This window comes from Serratia sp. CY47280 (assembly GCF_052168655.1).
In the GTDB taxonomy this organism is placed as follows: Bacteria; Pseudomonadota; Gammaproteobacteria; order Enterobacterales; family Enterobacteriaceae; genus Serratia; species Serratia bockelmannii.
On sequence record NZ_JBJNMG010000002.1, the window covers coordinates 277,556 to 293,433 of the forward strand.

The 15,878-nt window shown below is 58.8% G+C and carries 10 protein-coding genes and 6 tRNA genes; 3 read left to right on the forward strand and 13 right to left on the reverse strand.

Annotation, left to right across the window (positions count from 1 at the left end; genetic code table 11):
* Positions 1–66: 66 nt before the first annotated feature.
* A complete protein-coding gene (miaB, locus tag ACJ8J4_RS10705) occupies positions 67–1,491 on the reverse strand; it encodes a tRNA (N6-isopentenyl adenosine(37)-C2)-methylthiotransferase MiaB (protein WP_025301853.1) in 1,425 nt (474 codons plus the stop codon).
* 197 nt (positions 1,492–1,688) lie between these two features.
* On the opposite strand from miaB, the gene ubiF reads away from it, so the two are divergent.
* Positions 1,689–2,870, forward strand: a complete 1,182-nt coding sequence (ubiF, locus tag ACJ8J4_RS10710; RefSeq protein ID WP_197835195.1) for a 3-demethoxyubiquinol 3-hydroxylase — start codon at positions 1,689–1,691, stop codon at positions 2,868–2,870.
* Between the two features lie 87 nt (positions 2,871–2,957).
* Here the strand turns inward: ubiF and ACJ8J4_RS10715 are convergent.
* The 12 genes from ACJ8J4_RS10715 to nagB all read right to left on the reverse strand — a co-directional run bounded on the left by ACJ8J4_RS10715 (position 2,958) and on the right by nagB (position 11,382).
* Positions 2,958–3,032 (reverse strand) — tRNA-Gln (locus ACJ8J4_RS10715).
* A gap of 4 nt (positions 3,033–3,036) precedes the next feature.
* A tRNA-Met gene (locus ACJ8J4_RS10720) sits at positions 3,037–3,113 on the reverse strand.
* 41 nt (positions 3,114–3,154) lie between these two features.
* Positions 3,155–3,229 (reverse strand) — tRNA-Gln (locus tag ACJ8J4_RS10725).
* A 44-nt stretch (positions 3,230–3,273) separates the two neighbouring features.
* Positions 3,274–3,348: transfer RNA gene (locus tag ACJ8J4_RS10730), tRNA-Gln, on the reverse strand.
* A 30-nt stretch (positions 3,349–3,378) separates the two neighbouring features.
* Positions 3,379–3,463, reverse strand: a tRNA-Leu gene (locus ACJ8J4_RS10735).
* Between the two features lie 16 nt (positions 3,464–3,479).
* Positions 3,480–3,556, reverse strand: a tRNA-Met gene (locus ACJ8J4_RS10740).
* Positions 3,557–3,774: 218 nt separating this feature from the next.
* Positions 3,775–5,439, reverse strand: coding sequence for an asparagine synthase B (gene asnB / locus ACJ8J4_RS10745; RefSeq protein WP_004939961.1), 1,665 nt, complete (start codon positions 5,437–5,439; stop codon positions 3,775–3,777).
* Positions 5,440–5,722: 283 nt separating this feature from the next.
* Entirely contained in the window at positions 5,723–7,165 is a 1,443-nt protein-coding gene (locus tag ACJ8J4_RS10750) for a carbohydrate-binding protein (protein WP_060447626.1), read from the reverse strand.
* Positions 7,166–7,355: 190 nt separating this feature from the next.
* Positions 7,356–8,108, reverse strand: a complete 753-nt coding sequence (locus ACJ8J4_RS10755) for an HAD-IIA family hydrolase (RefSeq protein ID WP_004939957.1) — start codon at positions 8,106–8,108, stop codon at positions 7,356–7,358.
* A 67-nt stretch (positions 8,109–8,175) separates the two neighbouring features.
* The gene (gene nagC / locus ACJ8J4_RS10760) at positions 8,176–9,396 is read right to left on the reverse strand and encodes a DNA-binding transcriptional regulator NagC (RefSeq protein WP_197835200.1); all 1,221 of its coding nucleotides are present in this window, start codon (positions 9,394–9,396) and stop codon (positions 8,176–8,178) included.
* Positions 9,397–9,423: 27 nt separating this feature from the next.
* On the reverse strand, positions 9,424–10,563 hold the full coding sequence (gene nagA, locus ACJ8J4_RS10765) for an N-acetylglucosamine-6-phosphate deacetylase (RefSeq protein WP_025301856.1): 1,140 nt from the start codon (positions 10,561–10,563) through the stop codon (positions 9,424–9,426).
* An 18-nt stretch (positions 10,564–10,581) separates the two neighbouring features.
* Complete coding sequence (nagB, locus tag ACJ8J4_RS10770) at positions 10,582–11,382, reverse strand: glucosamine-6-phosphate deaminase (protein WP_004939952.1); 801 nt, start codon at positions 11,380–11,382, stop codon at positions 10,582–10,584.
* A 334-nt stretch (positions 11,383–11,716) separates the two neighbouring features.
* On the opposite strand from nagB, the gene nagE reads away from it, so the two are divergent.
* Positions 11,717–13,753, forward strand: a complete 2,037-nt coding sequence (gene nagE / locus ACJ8J4_RS10775; RefSeq protein ID WP_025301857.1) for an N-acetylglucosamine-specific PTS transporter subunit IIBC — start codon at positions 11,717–11,719, stop codon at positions 13,751–13,753.
* Between the two features lie 240 nt (positions 13,754–13,993).
* On the forward strand, positions 13,994–15,658 hold the full coding sequence (glnS, locus tag ACJ8J4_RS10780) for a glutamine--tRNA ligase (RefSeq protein WP_197835202.1): 1,665 nt from the start codon (positions 13,994–13,996) through the stop codon (positions 15,656–15,658).
* Positions 15,659–15,878 lie beyond the last annotated feature (220 nt).

Consider the following 15,878-nt stretch of genomic DNA (forward strand, 5'->3'; position numbering starts at 1 on the left):
GGACGCCCGGCGGAGAAACGGTAAGGAGTAGCGCGAACGGGCGGCGATAAGGCGGCCGCCGCGGCGTCAGGGCTGGTAAATGCCGACGCCCAGCGCGTTTTCTTTGCGGGTACGGGCGATCACCGACTGCGGGGATTCATGTACGCGCAGATCCATCTGCTGTTCGGTGCGCACCACTGCGCCACGCAGGGTGTTGGTCAGCACCTCGGTAATTTCCACGTCGACAAATTGGCCGATCATGTCGGGCGTGCCTTCGAAGTTTACCACACGGTTGCACTCCGTGCGCCCGGCCAGCTCCATCACGCTTTTACGCGAGGTGCCCTCCACCAGAATGCGCTGTACGGTGCCGAGCATGCGGCGGCTGAACTGCAGCGCCTGCTGGTTGATGCGATCCTGCAGAATGTACAGCCGCTGCTTTTTCTCTTCTTCGCTGACGTCGTCGACCATGTCCGCCGCCGGCGTACCGGGGCGCGACGAATAGATGAAGCTGAAGCTGACGTCGAAGTTGACGTCGGCGATCAGGTTCATGGTCTGTTCGAAGTCGGCCTGGCTTTCGCCCGGGAAACCGACGATGAAATCGGAGCTCAGCTGGATGGCCGGCCGCGCCTTGCGCAGCTTGCGGATAATCGCCTTATACTCCAGCGCGGTGTGCGCGCGTTTCATCATGGTCAGGATGCGGTCCGAACCGCTCTGCACCGGCAGATGCAGGAAGCTGACCAGCTCCGGCGTGTCTTCGTACACCGCGATAATGTCGTCGGTGAACTCGATCGGGTGGCTGGTGGTGAAGCGAATGCGATCGATGCCGTCGATGGCCGCCACCAGGCGCAGCAGTTCGGCGAACGAGCAGATATCGCCGTCATGCGTCGCGCCGCGGTAAGCGTTGACGTTTTGGCCGAGCAGGTTGACCTCGCGCACGCCCTGCGCCGCCAGCTGGGCGATTTCGAACAGCACGTCGTCGCTCGGGCGGCTCACTTCCTCGCCGCGGGTGTAAGGCACCACGCAGAAAGTGCAGTATTTGTTGCAGCCTTCCATGATCGACACGAAGGCGGTCGGGCCTTCGGCGCGCGGCTCCGGCAGGCGGTCGAATTTTTCGATCTCCGGGAAGCTGATATCGACCACCGGGCTGCGGGTGCCCTGAACGTGATTGATCATTTCCGGCAGGCGGTGCAGGGTCTGCGGGCCGAATACCACGTCGACGCAAGGCGCGCGGCTGCGGATCAGTTCGCCTTCTTGCGAGGCCACGCAACCGCCGACACCGATGATGACAGACGGGTTCTTCTCTTTCAGCAAGCGCCAGCGCCCCAGCATGGCGAAAACTTTCTCCTGCGCTTTTTCACGGATCGAGCAGGTGTTCAGCAACAGCACGTCCGCTTCCTCGGCGTTGTCGGTCCACTCGAAGCCGTGCGTGCTGTTCAACAGGTCGGCCATTTTCGATGAATCGTACTCATTCATCTGGCAGCCCCAGGTTTTGATATGTAGTTTTTTCGTCATTGACTTGCCATTACTCAGTGCGGAGCGAAAGTTGCGTTACGCGACATGCAGGGCGCGTATTGTAATCATTTGCCGCCGTTGTGACCAGCGCGGGGGAAAATGGCACGCAACCTGAAGCCGAAGCGAAAATCCGGTACACTGCGCAAAACGCCATGTCGGGTGGGATGGCGAGCATTCACATAGAAAACATAGCCAATATGAAGACATCTCAAAATCGGTATGACGCGGTGGTGGTGGGTGGCGGCATGGTCGGCGCGGCGGCGGCCCTGGGGCTGGCGCAGGCGGGCTGGTCGGTGGCGTTGCTGGAACATCAGGCGCCGCAGGCGTTCGAGGCGCAAAGCCCGCCGGACCTGCGCATTTCCGCGATCGGCTGCACCTCGGTGGGGCTGCTGAAACAGCTCGGCACCTGGCAGGCCGTGACGGCGATGCGTACGGCGCCGTATCGCCGGCTGGAGACCTGGGAGTGGGCGTCGTCGCGCGTGGCGTTCGACGCGGTGTCCCTGGGGCTGCCCGAGCTGGGCTTTATGGTGGAAAACCGCATTCTGCAGCTGGGGCTGTGGCAACAGTTAGCGCAGTGCGCCAACCTGACGCTGCTGTGCCCCGCCAGGCTGCAATCGCTGCAGCGGGCGGACAATGCCTGGCAGCTGACGCTGGACAGCGGCGAGACGCTGCAAGCGCGGCTGGTTGTCGGTGCCGACGGGGCCAACTCGCAGGTGCGCAAGCTGGCGGCGATCGGCACCAACGGCTGGCAATATCGTCAGGCGTGCATGTTGATCACCGTCGATACCGGCGCGCCGCAGCAGGATGTGACCTGGCAGCGCTTCTTCCCGTCCGGGCCCCGCGCCTTCCTGCCGCTGTACGACAGCTGGGCGTCGCTGGTGTGGTATGACAGCCCGCAGCGCATTCGCCAACTGCAGGCGATGCCGCCGGCGCAGCTGGAGCGCGAAATCGCTACCGCTTTTCCGGCGCGACTGGGCCCGGTCAAGGTGCACGCTGCCGGATCGTTCCCGCTGACGCGGCGTCATGCGCAGCGCTACGTGCTGCCGGGGCTGGCGCTGGTGGGCGATGCGGCGCATACCATCAACCCGCTGGCCGGGCAGGGCGTCAATCTGGGGTATCGCGATGTGGATGCCTTGCTGAACGTGCTGAGCGAGGCGCGGGATCAGGGAGAGGACTGGAGCAGCGAGGCGGTACTGCTGCGTTATCAGCGTCGCCGCCGTACCGACAATCTGCTGATGCAGAGCGGCATGGATCTGTTTTATACCGCCTTCAGCAATAACCTGGCGCCGCTGAACGTCGCGCGCAATCTGGCGCTGATGGCCGCGCAGCGGGCGGGCAAGCTGAAAGAACATGCGTTGAAGTACGCGTTGGGATTGTAACCGACAGGGCTCAGCGGTGGCTGGGCCCGTTAGGATGGGCTGAACGCCAGACAGCAAAAAGCCCGCCGAAGCGGGCTTTTCTAAATATGGCTGGGGTGCCAGGATTCGAACCTGGGTATGCTGGTATCAGAAACCAGAGCCTTACCGCTTGGCGACACCCCAATTATGGTGGCTACGACGGGATTTGAACCTGTGACCCCATCATTATGAGTGATGTGCTCTAACCAGCTGAGCTACGTAGCCGATGTTACTTTTTACTTCTTTGATTTGCAAGCAGTTTGTTATGGCTGGGGTACCTGGATTCGAACCAGGGAATGCCGGTATCAAAAACCGGTGCCTTACCGCTTGGCGATACCCCACCTGCAAACAAATCTTATGTTGAAACCCCATTCCCGAAAGAATATGGCTGGGGTACCTGGATTCGAACCAGGGAATGCCGGTATCAAAAACCGGTGCCTTACCGCTTGGCGATACCCCATCAACATACTGCGCCGACGATGAAGAGAAATGGTGCGGGAGGCGAGACTTGAACTCGCACACCTTGCGGCGCCAGAACCTAAATCTGGTGCGTCTACCAATTTCGCCACTCCCGCAAATACAAAAAAGAGATGGTGGCTACGACGGGATTCGAACCTGTGACCCCATCATTATGAGTGATGTGCTCTAACCAGCTGAGCTACGTAGCCCTCTTTTTTTGCTTTGCCTTCATCGGCGTTGCGGGGCGCATTATGCGTATATGACCGATTTGCGTCAACAAGTTTTTTCCCGAAAAAGCGCCCGGAAGCGCCGTTTGTCTGGGTTGTGAACATTATGGCGATAAAATCGGCAATTCAGGCAGTTGGCGGGGGGAAAAGGCAACAAAAAGGCGGGCCAAAAGGCCCGCCCTGAGGGAAATGCCGCGCAATTATTTATAGGCGGCCTGGTGCACGCCAACGGCGCGGCCGGAAGGATCGTCCATCTTCTTGAACGATTCATCCCACTCGATGGCCTTGGCGGACGAGCAGGCGACGGACGGGCCGCCCGGTACGCATTCGGCGGCGCTCGGCAGCGGGAACAGCTCTTCGAAGATTTCGCGGTACAGGTAGCCTTCTTTCGACGTTGGCGTGTTGTACGGGAAGCGGAAACGCGCGGTTTCGAGCTGTTGATCGCTAATTTGCTGCGCAGCCACCTCTTTTAACGTGTCGATCCAGCTATAGCCGACGCCGTCGGAGAACTGCTCTTTCTGGCGCCAGGCCACGCTGGCGGGCAAATAGGACTCGAAACATTCGCGAACGATGTGTTTTTCCATTTTGCCGTTGCCGCACATTTTATCTTTCGGGTTGATGCGCATCGCCACGTCGAGGAATTTCTTGTCCAGGAACGGCACGCGGGCTTCGACGCCCCAGGCGGACATCGCCTTGTTGGCGCGCGCGCAGTCGAACATGTGCAGCGCCAGCAGTTTGCGCACGGTCTCTTCGTGGAATTCGCGGGCGTCCGGCGCCTTATGGAAGTACAGGTAGCCGCCGAACACTTCGTCCGCGCCTTCGCCGGAAAGCACCATCTTGATGCCCATCGCCTTGATTTTGCGCGACATCAGGTACATCGGCGTCGAGGCGCGAATGGTGGTGACGTCGTAGGTTTCGATGTGATAAATCACGTCGCGGATGGCGTCCAGCCCTTCCTGCACGGTGAAGTGGATCTCATGGTGCACGGTGCCCAGGTGGTTAGCCACCTCTTGCGCGGCGCGCAGATCCGGCGAGCCTTCCAGCCCGACGGCGAAGGAGTGCAGCTGCGGCCACCAGGCCTCGCTGCGTTCCTGATCCTCCACGCGGCGCGCAGCGTACTTCTTGGTGATCGCCGAGATGACCGAGGAATCCAGCCCGCCCGACAGCAGCACGCCGTAAGGCACGTCGGACATCAGGTGGCTTTTCACCGACTCTTCCAGCGCGGTGCGTAGGGCGGCGGCGTCGGTCACGTTGTCCTTGACGCTGTCGTAATCGAACCAGTCGCGGCGATAATATTCGCGGATCTCACCGTCCTGGCTCCACAGGTAGCTGCCGGCCGGGAATTCCTTGATGGTGCGGCACACCGGCACCAGCGCTTTCATTTCCGAGGCAACGTACAGGTTGCCGTGTTCGTCATGGCCCATGTATAGCGGGATGATGCCCAGGTGATCGCGGCCGATCAGGTAGGCGTCTTTTTCAGTGTCATACAGGGCAAAAGCGAACATGCCTTGCAGATCGTCGAGGAAGTCCGGTCCTTTCTCCTGATACAGCGCCAGGATTACTTCACAGTCGGAACCGGTCTGGAACGCATAGCGGTCGCTCAGCTGTTGGCGCAGCGCCTGGTGGTTGTAAATTTCGCCGTTGACCGCCAAAACGTGGGTGTGCGCAGCGTTGTACAGCGGTTGAGCGCCGTTGTTGACGTCGACGATCGACAGGCGTTCGTGGGCCAAAATGGCTTTGTCGCTGGCGTAAACGCCGGACCAATCCGGGCCGCGGTGGCGCATCAGACGTGACAGCTCCAGCGCTTTCTTACGCAGTTCAACGGGATCGGACTTCAGATCGAGCACACCGAAAATAGAACACATACAACTCTCCTAACGGGCTTTTATGACTGTGATGTTGTTTTTACTGTTATGGGCAGCATTGCCGATTTATCAGCGATAACGCGGTTTTGCTGCGCTGTGGTTATGAAAATGCGCCAAAAGCTGCGGAGGATGCAAGCGTTTTAGCCATGCGCTGAGAAATAGTTGTTTGTGTGGCTGAGATTTTTAACGGATTTTCAGTTATCGGCGTAAAAAATTGTCGATTATGCAATTTTTAGCGTGATGGCGGGATTGCCGGCCAGTTTGACCGGCAATCGATTAGCGATTAGGCGATGAGCTGCCAGAGGGTGAACGCGGCATCCGGCGTCCAGCCGGCATTGGAGGTGTGCGCCTGAATACAGGTGTATTTCTTGCCTTTATAACTCACGACGTCGCCGGCTTTGTAGCTGTGGTTGTTCTGCCATTCGGGCGCGCCCGGATCGGGCGGCGTGCCGTCGTTGGCGGTTTTGACCGCCAGCGCACTGCTCGGCAGGGAGGTATTGCCCAGGGTGTCGGTCGCGGTAACGAAGTAGCTGTACTGGGTTGCCGGCGTCAGACCGCTGTCGGCCAGCGACAGACCGGCGGTTTGGCCGATCGGGTTGCCGTTGCGGTAGACGGTGTAGCTGGCGATCGGTGAGGCGCCGGTGGCGGCGGCCCAGCTCAGTTTCAGCGAGGTGGCGCCCAGCTCGGAGACCGTCAGCGCCGTCGGCGCATTAGGCTTTCCCGGCGGCGGGGTGACGCCGCCCTGAATCAGCGGCGCATAGCGGGTTTTGAACTCCCAATTGTAGGCGACGCCGGCTTTGCTCTTGCCGTTATCCCAGTTGATTGACCAGGTCATCAGGCCCTTGATCGACAGGTTTTTGGCGTCGAGACGCGAGAAAGCGTTATACACCGCCTGTTTGTTGACCACGTAGCCGGTGGCGGCGGCATCGTTGTTGCTCGGCAGGCCGATGACGAATTTCGCCGCCGGGATCTTCGCATAGCCGCGGGTGCCGGTAACCAGGCTTTCCGTCAGGTAGTAGAGGAAGTCCTCTTTCATGGCGTCGTTATTCTGCGTGATCCAGGCATTGAGTTCATCCACCCAAATACCGTCGCCGCCCTGGTTATAATATTGCGGCGCGATAAAGTCGTAATAGCCTTCGAGGGCGTTAATATAATCCAGGTAGGTGCCGTTGGTGCGCAAATACGGGAATTCCGGCGCCATGCTGATAATAAAGTTTTTCCCCTGGGCGGCGTAATGGTCTTTTACTTTTTTCAGCGCCGCAGGCAAGACGGTTTTATTATTGGCGGCGCCGATCGCCGCCTGTTCCAGATCGATATCCAGGCCGTCGAAGCCATAGACTTCCACCAGGCGAATAATCTCGTCTTTCAGCTTGTCTTCGTCGCCGGTTTTCAGCTCGATATGCGCGTCTGCGCCGCCGAGGGAGATCAGCACCGCGCGGCCCTGGCTGTTCAGCACGCCTACCTGGCGGCGAAACTCGGCGTCGGACAGGTTGTAAGGTTTGAAGGTCGGGATGCCCTGGCCTTTCATAAAGGCGACGGCCACCACGTTGTACTCGGCGGGAATGTCGGTCAGGTTCATATTGGTGAACTGGCCTTGCTGATAGCCGTCACTGACGCCGGCGGCCCAGTTGTGCCAGAAACCCATCAGGATCTTTTTATTGGCGATAGACGGCATAATGGCCGCGTCATCGGCGGCGACGGCATTAATAATGTTATTTGTGCTCATGGTAGCCTCATTCATTAGGGGTAAGGGTTTTCCGCTCGCCGGCAATATCAGCTATTGGCGGGGCGTAAAGTTATAATGAGGATTTTTAATGCAGGCAGGCTGAAACCTTTTGCTGCCATGAACGAATTAAATTCAAACTGACGCTGAGGGAGAAGGAAATAATGGCGGCCGGGCGGCCGCCATGGCCGCATCAGAAGATAGTGATATCGGCGACGGAAGGGTAGACATAGCTCGGGCGGAACGGCATGGTTTCGATGTCGCTCAGCGTGGAGACACCGGACAGCACCAGAACGGTTTCCAGGCCGGCCTGGAAGCCCGCCAGGATGTCGGTACGCAGGTTGTCGCCGACGATCACCGTTTCTTCCGAGTGCGCCTGCATTTTGTTCAGTGCGGCGCGAATGATCCACGGGCTGGGCTTGCCGACGTAAAACGGCTTGCGGCCGGTGATCTTCTCGATGGGCGCGCACAGGGCGCCGCAGGCCGGCGAGAAGCCGTGGCCGTGGCTATCCGGATTGGTCGCGATAAAGCGCGCGCCGTTACTGACGAAGTAGGCGGCTTTGTGCATCATGTCCCAGTTGTAAGAGCGGGTTTCACCGACGATCACAAAATCCGGGTTGATGTCGGTGATGGTGAAACCGGCTTTGTACAGCTCATGGATCAGCGCACCTTCGCCGACCACATAGGCTTTTTTGCCTTCCTGCCGGCGCAGGAAGTCGGCGGTGGCCATCGCCGAGGTGTAGAACGCGCTCTCCGGCACTTCCAGCCCGGCGGCGGCGAAGCGGTTCGCCAGATCCTGCGCGGTCTGTGACGGGTAGTTGGTCAGCACCACCAGCGGCATGCCTTGTTCCTGGATGCGCGCCAGGAACAGATCGGCGCCGGGCACCGGCGTATTGTCATGCAGCAGCACGCCGTCGATATCGCATATAACGTTTTTGATTTTCATTTGTCGCTGTTTCTCATGATTACGGCAGGCAAGAGGTGACGATAACACACCTGCCAGAAGCGGCGGATCAGCTTTCCAGCAATCGCTGCAAGAGCACGCCGTTGAGCATCGCGCGTTTGGCCAGGGCGAAAGCGCCGATCGCCGAGCGATGATTGAGTTCGGAGGTCACCACCGGCAGATTTTTGCGGAAGTCCTTCAGCACCTGGGTATTGATGCAGCTCTGGATCGCCGGCAGCAGCACCTTGTCCGCTTCGGTGATCTCACCGGCGATCACCACCTTCTGCGGATTGAACAGGTTGATGGCGATGGCCACCGCCTTGCCCAGATAGCGGCCGACGTGTTCGATCACTTCGCTGGCCAGCAGATCGCCGCGGTTGGCGGCCTTGCAGATGGCGTTGATGCCGCAGTCTTCCAGCGTCAGTTTGCTCGGGTAGCCCTGGCTCAGCAACTGGCGCACGCGCTGTTCGATCGCGGCGTTGGCGGCCACGGTTTCCAGGCAGCCGAAGTTGCCGCAGTGGCAGCGTTCCCCCAGCGGATCGATCTGGATATGGCCGATCTCGCCGACGTTGCCGTTGTTGCCGAGAAAAATCTGCCCGTTGACGATGATGCCGGCGCCGGTGCCGCGGTGCAGGCGCACCAGAATCGAGTCTTTGCAGTCGCGGGTGGCGCCGAAGTAGTGCTCCGCCAGCGCCAGGCTGCGGATGTCGTGGCCGACGAAACTGGTGACGTTGAAGCGCTGCTGCAGGTTGTCCACCAGCGCCCAGTTGCTGACGCTGATGTGCGGCATATAGCGCACCACGCCCAGCGCCGGATCCACCAGGCCGGGCAGGATCACCGCGATGGCGATCAGCTCGCGCAGGCGGCGCTGGTTAGCATCGATGAATTGGGCGATGGCGGCGAACAGCGCATTCTCCAGCGTTTCCTGGGTGCGTTCCGGCAGCGGATAGTGTTCTTCGCTGAGCGATTTACCGCTCATGTCATACAGGGTGATGGTGGCGTCGTGGCGGCCGAGACGCACCGCGACGGTATGGAAATGACGGGTTTCCGACACGATGGAGATCGCGCGGCGGCCGCCGGTGGAGGCTTGCTGATCGACTTCTTTGATCAGCCCGCGCTCCAGCAACTGGCGAGTAATTTTGGTGACGCTGGCGGGAGCAAGCTGGCTGAGTTCGGCAATTTGAATGCGCGAGATCGGGCCCTGCTGGTCGATCAGGCGGTAAACTGCTGCGCCGTTAAGTTGTTTGACTAAGTCAACGTTCCCTATTTGTGCTTGTCCGCCAGTGCTCATCAATAATGTTACTCGCTGTTCATTGAATTAAACCTCGTTACCGTTAACGAGCGTTTTGGTGATCTTGAAATCACGGGTGAAGGCGGTCAGGTTAGCCACCTTGCCGGCTTCGAGGGTGCCCAGACGGTGATCGACGCCAATGGCGCGCGCCGGATACAGCGTCGCCATGCGCAGCGCTTCGTCCAGCGCGATGCCGATATGCTCGACGCTGTTTTGCACCGCTTCGATCATGGTCAGCGCGGAACCGCTCAGGGTGCCGTTCTCATCCACGCACAGCCCATCCCGATAGTATATTGTTTTACCGGCGAAAATAAATTGGTCAATATCTGCACCCGCCGGTGCGGTCGCGTCGGTGACCAAGACCAATTTATCACCTTTCAGGCGTTTGGCGTTACGGATACTCGCCCAGGCCACGTGATGGCCGTCGGCGATGATGCCGGTATAGACCTCTGGCGTATCGAATATCGCCCCCATCAGCCCCGGTTCGCGGCCGGTGATATACGGCATGGCGTTGTACAGGTGGGTGGCGAAGCTGATGCCGGCGGCGAAGCCGGTGCGCGCCTGATCGTAGGTGGCATTCGAGTGGCCGGCGGAGACCACGATGCCGGCCTCGGTCAGTTGTTTAATAACGTGCGGCTCAACCATTTCCGGTGCCAGCGTCACCTTGGTGATCACGTCGGCGTTGGCGCACAGGTAATCGATCATGTCCTGCGTTGGCTTGCGAATGAACGCCGGGTTGTGAGTGCCTTTTTTTACCGGGCTGAGGTACGGCCCCTCCAGGTGCAGGCCCAACGCCTGGTTTTGGTGCTTTTTCAGATAAGCGCGCATCACGTCGACGCTGTGCTTCATGAATTCGTCGCTGCTGGTGATCAGCGTCGGCAGATAGCTGGTGCAGCCGGATTTCTCGTTGGCGCGCTGCATGATCTCCAGCGTTTCTTCCGAGATTGCTTCCAGTGAATCGTTGAACTGGACGCCGCCGCAGCCGTTCAGCTGCACGTCAATGAGCCCGGGGGCCAGGATGGCGCCACCCAGGTCGCGCGTTTCGATGCCGGCGGGCAATTCAGCCACCGGGCAGACTCTCTCGATCAGCCCATCAGCGATAATGACTGCATGGTCATCAAGTACGTCGTGGCCGGTATAGATTCGGCCGTGGGTTAAAGCGAACATCGTAGCCCCCTGCAAAGATTAAAGACTTTTCACGCTTTCCGCTTCTAACTCGCGGAAATATTTGACGGTTTTGACTTTCAGTTCCATGGTGGCCGGTTCGTCGCACACCACCACCGCTTTGGCGTGCAGCTGCAGGCAGCTGATGGTCCACATGTGGTTGATGTTGCCTTCCACTGCGGCTTCCAGCGCCTGTGCCTTGGCATGGCCGGTCACCAGGATCATCACTTCTTCGGCATCCAGCAGCGTGCCCACGCCGACGGTCAACGCATATTTCGGCACCAGGCTGACGTCGCCGCCGAAGAAGCGCGAGTTGGCGATGCGGGTGTCTTCGGTCAGCGTTTTGATGCGGGTGCGCGAAGCCAGGGACGAAGCCGGCTCGTTGAACGCGATATGGCCGTCGATACCCACGCCGCCCATGAACAGGTTAATTTTGCCGTAAGATTTGATCTTCTCTTCGTACTGGCGGCACTCGGCGTCGACATCCGCGGCGTTGCCGTTCAGCAGGTTGATATTTTCACGAGGGATATCAACGTGGTCAAAGAAGTTGCGGTACATGAAGGTGTGGTAGCTTTCCGGGTGTTCCTGCGGCAGGCCAACGTACTCGTCCATGTTGAAAGTCACAACATGCTTAAAGCTTACTTCACCTGCTTTGTGCATCGCAATCAGATGTTTGTAGGCTTCCAGCGGCGTGCCGCCGGTAGGCAGGCCGAGGACAAACGGGCGCTCTGCGGTTGGCTTGAATGCGTTGATGCGTTGAACGATATGACGCGCGGCCCATTTGCCGACTTGTGCGGTATCTTTCAGTGGGATAAGTCTCATCTAACACCTCTTGGGATAAGTAAACTAAAGCTATACTGTACGGGCCTGCGGGAGTCCTAAGCGTAACCCAGCTTTATGATTCTCGCGTGAATCGTCCGTCCGGTTGATTTTTTGAATGATAAAATAAGTTTTGTGTGATGGCCAGCAATCTGGGAGGGAAAGACTACTTTTTGGTGATATTTATCACAAAAAAGGAGGTTTTAATTTGCGATACAAAATAAATTTTTTACACTCGGCATGAGTGATACGTGCCAAGCATTGTTTCTAAAAAGGTAGTGAGAGCTCCAAATAAACTACTAATAGGGTCCGTCCGCGGACAACATAGGGGGAAAAGGTGAACATTCTTAGTTATTTGCAAAAGGTGGGACGGGCGCTGATGGTGCCGGTCGCCACGCTGCCCGCCGCCGCCATCTTGATGGGCGTCGGGTACTGGATTGACCCTGTTGGTTGGGGCGGCGACAACGCTTTCGCTGCCTTATTGATTAAGTCTGGCTCTGCGATTATCGATCATATGGCGGTGTTGTTCGCCGTTGGTGTCGCCTACGGCATGTCCAAAGATAAGGACGGCTCTGCCGCACTGACCGGTTTCGTCGGTTTCCTGGTGCTGACGACCCTCTGTTCACCGGCCGCCGTGTCGATGATTCAGAAGATCCCGCTCGATCAGGTGCCTGCCGCGTTCGGCAAGATTGAGAACCAGTTCGTTGGTATTCTGGTGGGTATCATCTCCGCCGAAGTGTACAACCGCTTCAGCGGTGTCGAGTTGCCTAAGGCGCTGTCGTTCTTCAGCGGCCGCCGTTTGGTGCCGATCCTCATTTCCTTCCTGATGATCCTGGTCGCTTACATCCTGATGTTCGTTTGGCCGGTCGTGTTCGGCGCTCTGGTGAGCTTCGGCGAACACATCCAAAAATTGGGCTCCGTCGGCGCGGGTATCTATGCCTTCTTCAACCGCCTGCTGATCCCGGTCGGCTTGCACCACGCGCTGAACTCGGTGTTCTGGTTCGACGTGGCCGGCATCAACGATATCCCTAACTTCCTCGGCGGCCAGCAGTCGATTGACGCGGGTAAAGCGGTTGTTGGCATCACCGGCCGTTATCAGGCGGGCTTCTTCCCGATCATGATGTTCGGTCTGCCGGGCGCGGCGCTGGCCATCTATCACTGCGCGCGTCCTGAGAATAAGGCGAAGGTGCTGGGGATCATGATGGCAGGGGCATTCGCTGCCTTCTTTACCGGCATCACCGAACCGCTGGAGTTCTCCTTCATGTTCGTGGCACCGGTGCTGTACGTGATCCACGCCGTACTGACCGGTATCTCGGTGTTCATCGCCGCTAACATGCATTGGATTTCAGGCTTCGGTTTCAGCGCCGGCCTGGTGGATATGATGCTGTGGGTGCGTAACCCGCTGGCGACCCACTGGTACATGCTGATCCCGCAGGGCCTGGTGTTCTTCGTTATCTACTATGTGGTGTTCCGCTTCACCATCAACAAGTTCAACCTGATGACCCCGGGCCGCGAGCTGGCGGTTGCCGGTGACGAAACCGACGGTTATGACGTCAACGTCAACAGCAGCGCCGGTAAAGACGAGAACGAAACCACCACGCTGGCCCGTCGCTACGTCGGCGCGATCGGCGGCTCCGACAACCTGACCGGCATCGACGCCTGCATCACCCGCCTGCGTTTGAACGTGAAGGACTCTGCGCTGGTGAACGACGCATTGGCGAAACGCCTTGGTGCGTCGGGCGTTATTCGTCTGAACAAGCAGAGCGTACAAGTGATCGTCGGCACCCGTGCCGAGCTGATTGCCAGCGCAATGCGCAACGTAATTGCGGCCGGCCCGGTAGCGGCTGCGGCGGCTCCGGCGGCGGCCCCTGCCGCGGAAGTCAAACCGCAGGCGGTGCCGAACGCACCGAAAGTCGCGTTTGAAACGCTGGTGGCGCCGGTGACGGGTGAAGTCGTGGCGCTCGATCAGGTGCCGGACGAAGCTTTCGCCAGCAAGGCGGTCGGTGACGGCCTGGCGATTCGCCCGACCGACAAGATCGTGGTGGCGCCGGCGGATGGCACCGTGGTGAAAATCTTCAATACCAACCACGCGTTCTGCCTGGAAACCGACAAGGGCGCTGAGGTCGTGGTACACATGGGGATCGACACCGTCGCGCTGGAAGGCCAGGGCTTCAAACGCCTGGTGGAAGAGGGCGCGGAAGTGAAAGCCGGTCAACCGATTCTGGAACTGGATCTGGATTACCTGAACGCTAACGCGCGCTCGATGATAAGCCCGGTGGTGGTCAGCAATGCTGACGACTACGCCGGCCTGGCGGCGCTGGCCAGCGGCTCGGTGGTCGCCGGTCAGACCAAGCTGTACGAGATCCAAAAGTAAGGCCGTTTTTACCTGAGTAGTATCCGGGGCCGGTCACGCATCATGGCGGAGTTTGCCCCGACTTGGCGGGAAGAGAGCGATCTCTTCCCGCTTTTTTTATTCCGTTTCGCCCCATGGCGGTGCGCTGCGCGCCGATGGTGCAACGCGCCGCATTTTTCGTGAAACAAACGGTTGTTTCCAGACGTGGCTTGTTGGATCATAGGCGGTTATGTGTAGCGCTTTGCATTGAGGAACAGTGAAATGAGTGAGGCTGAAGCCCGCCCAACCAATTTTATCCGTCAGATCGTCGATGAAGACCTGGCGTCGGGGAAACACACGTCGGTACATACCCGCTTCCCGCCGGAGCCTAACGGCTATCTGCATATCGGCCACGCCAAGTCCATCTGCCTGAACTTCGGCATCGCCAAGGACTATCAGGGCCAGTGCAACCTGCGTTTCGATGACACCAACCCGGTGAAAGAAGACATCGAGTTCGTGGAGTCAATCAAGCACGACGTGGAGTGGCTGGGCTTTGAGTGGAGCGGCAACGTTCGTTACTCCTCAGACTATTTCGATCAGCTGCATCAGTATGCGGTTGAGCTGATCTCCAAGGGCCTGGCCTACGTCGATGAGCTGTCGCCGGAGCAGATCCGTGAATATCGCGGCACGCTGACCGCGCCGGGCAAAGACAGCCCGTACCGCTATCGCAGCGTGGAAGAGAACCTGGCGCTGTTCGAGAAGATGCGCAACGGCGAGTTTGCCGAAGGCGCCGCCTGCCTGCGCGCCAAGATCGATATGGCTTCGCCGTTTATCGTGATGCGCGACCCGGTGCTGTACCGCATCAAGTTCGCCGAACACCACCAGACCGGCAATAAATGGTGCATCTATCCGATGTACGATTTCACCCACTGCATTTCCGATGCGCTGGAAGGGATCACCCACTCGCTGTGTACTCTGGAATTCCAGGATAACCGCCGTCTGTATGACTGGGTGCTGGATAACATCACCATTCCTTGCCACCCGCGTCAGTACGAGTTTTCGCGCCTCAACCTCGAATACGCCATCATGTCGAAGCGCAAGCTGCACCAGTTGGTGGCCGAGAAGATCGTTGAGGGCTGGGACGATCCGCGTATGCCGACCGTTTCCGGTCTGCGCCGTCGCGGTTATACCGCCGCCTCTATCCGCGAGTTTTGCCTGCGCATCGGCGTGACCAAGCAAGACAACAACGTCGAGATGGTGGCGCTGGAATCCTGCATCCGTGACGATCTGAACGAGAACGCCCCGCGCGCCATGGCGGTGCTGGATCCGGTGAAAATCGTCATCGAGAACATGGGCGATGCGGTGGAAATGGTCACCATGCCTAACCACCCGAACAAACCGGAAATGGGCAGCCGCGATGTGCCGTTCAGCCGCGAAATCTATATCGATCGCGCCGACTTCCGCGAGGAAGCCAACAAGCAGTACAAGCGTCTGGTGCTGGGCAAAGAAGTGCGTCTGCGCAATGCGTACGTGATCAAGGCCGAGCGCGTCGAGAAGGACGAAGCGGGCGAGATCACCACCATCTTCTGCAGCTACGATGCGGAAACGCTGAGCAAAGATCCTGCCGACGGCCGCAAGGTGAAGGGCGTGATCCACTGGGTGTCTGCGGCGCACGCGCTGCCGGCGGAAATTCGCCTGTACGATCGCCTGTTCAGCGTGCCTAACCCGGGCGCGGCGGAGGACTTCCTCTCCACCATCAACCCGGAATCGCTGGTGATCAAGCACGGCTTCGTTGAGCCGAGCCTGGCGGCCGCACAGCCGGAGAAAGCCTACCAGTTCGAGCGTGAAGGCTACTTCTGCGCCGACAACCGTTACTCGTCGGCCGAGCATCTGGTGTTTAACCGCACCGTCGGCCTGCGTGACACCTGGGCGAAAATCGAAGGCTAATCTTATTCGCCTCGAAAATTAATGAATCGGCGCGGCTTAGGTCGCGCTTTTTTATACCTGCGATTTAGCGAATAATCTATTCCTCTCACATTTATCTGGGCTGCGTTTAATTAATCGCAGCGCGTGAGGCCATAAGTTTTCTGATATTGGCCTTACTAATCTTAATTTTCACTTATATATTCGTGATGCGAATTAATTTCATTTAGAGAGCGCTCTCAAT

Coding starts and splice junctions, on each gene's coding strand:
- miaB (WP_025301853.1), bottom strand. CDS start 1,491: ATGACGAAAAAACTACATATCAAAACCTGGGGCTGCCAGATGAATGAG.
- ubiF (WP_197835195.1), top strand. CDS start 1,689: ATGAAGACATCTCAAAATCGGTATGACGCGGTGGTGGTGGGTGGCGGC.
- asnB (WP_004939961.1), bottom strand. CDS start 5,439: ATGTGTTCTATTTTCGGTGTGCTCGATCTGAAGTCCGATCCCGTTGAA.
- ACJ8J4_RS10750 (WP_060447626.1), bottom strand. CDS start 7,165: ATGAGCACAAATAACATTATTAATGCCGTCGCCGCCGATGACGCGGCC.
- ACJ8J4_RS10755 (WP_004939957.1), bottom strand. CDS start 8,108: ATGAAAATCAAAAACGTTATATGCGATATCGACGGCGTGCTGCTGCAT.
- nagC (WP_197835200.1), bottom strand. CDS start 9,396: ATGAGCACTGGCGGACAAGCACAAATAGGGAACGTTGACTTAGTCAAA.
- nagA (WP_025301856.1), bottom strand. CDS start 10,563: ATGTTCGCTTTAACCCACGGCCGAATCTATACCGGCCACGACGTACTT.
- nagB (WP_004939952.1), bottom strand. CDS start 11,382: ATGAGACTTATCCCACTGAAAGATACCGCACAAGTCGGCAAATGGGCC.
- glnS (WP_197835202.1), top strand. CDS start 13,994: ATGAGTGAGGCTGAAGCCCGCCCAACCAATTTTATCCGTCAGATCGTC.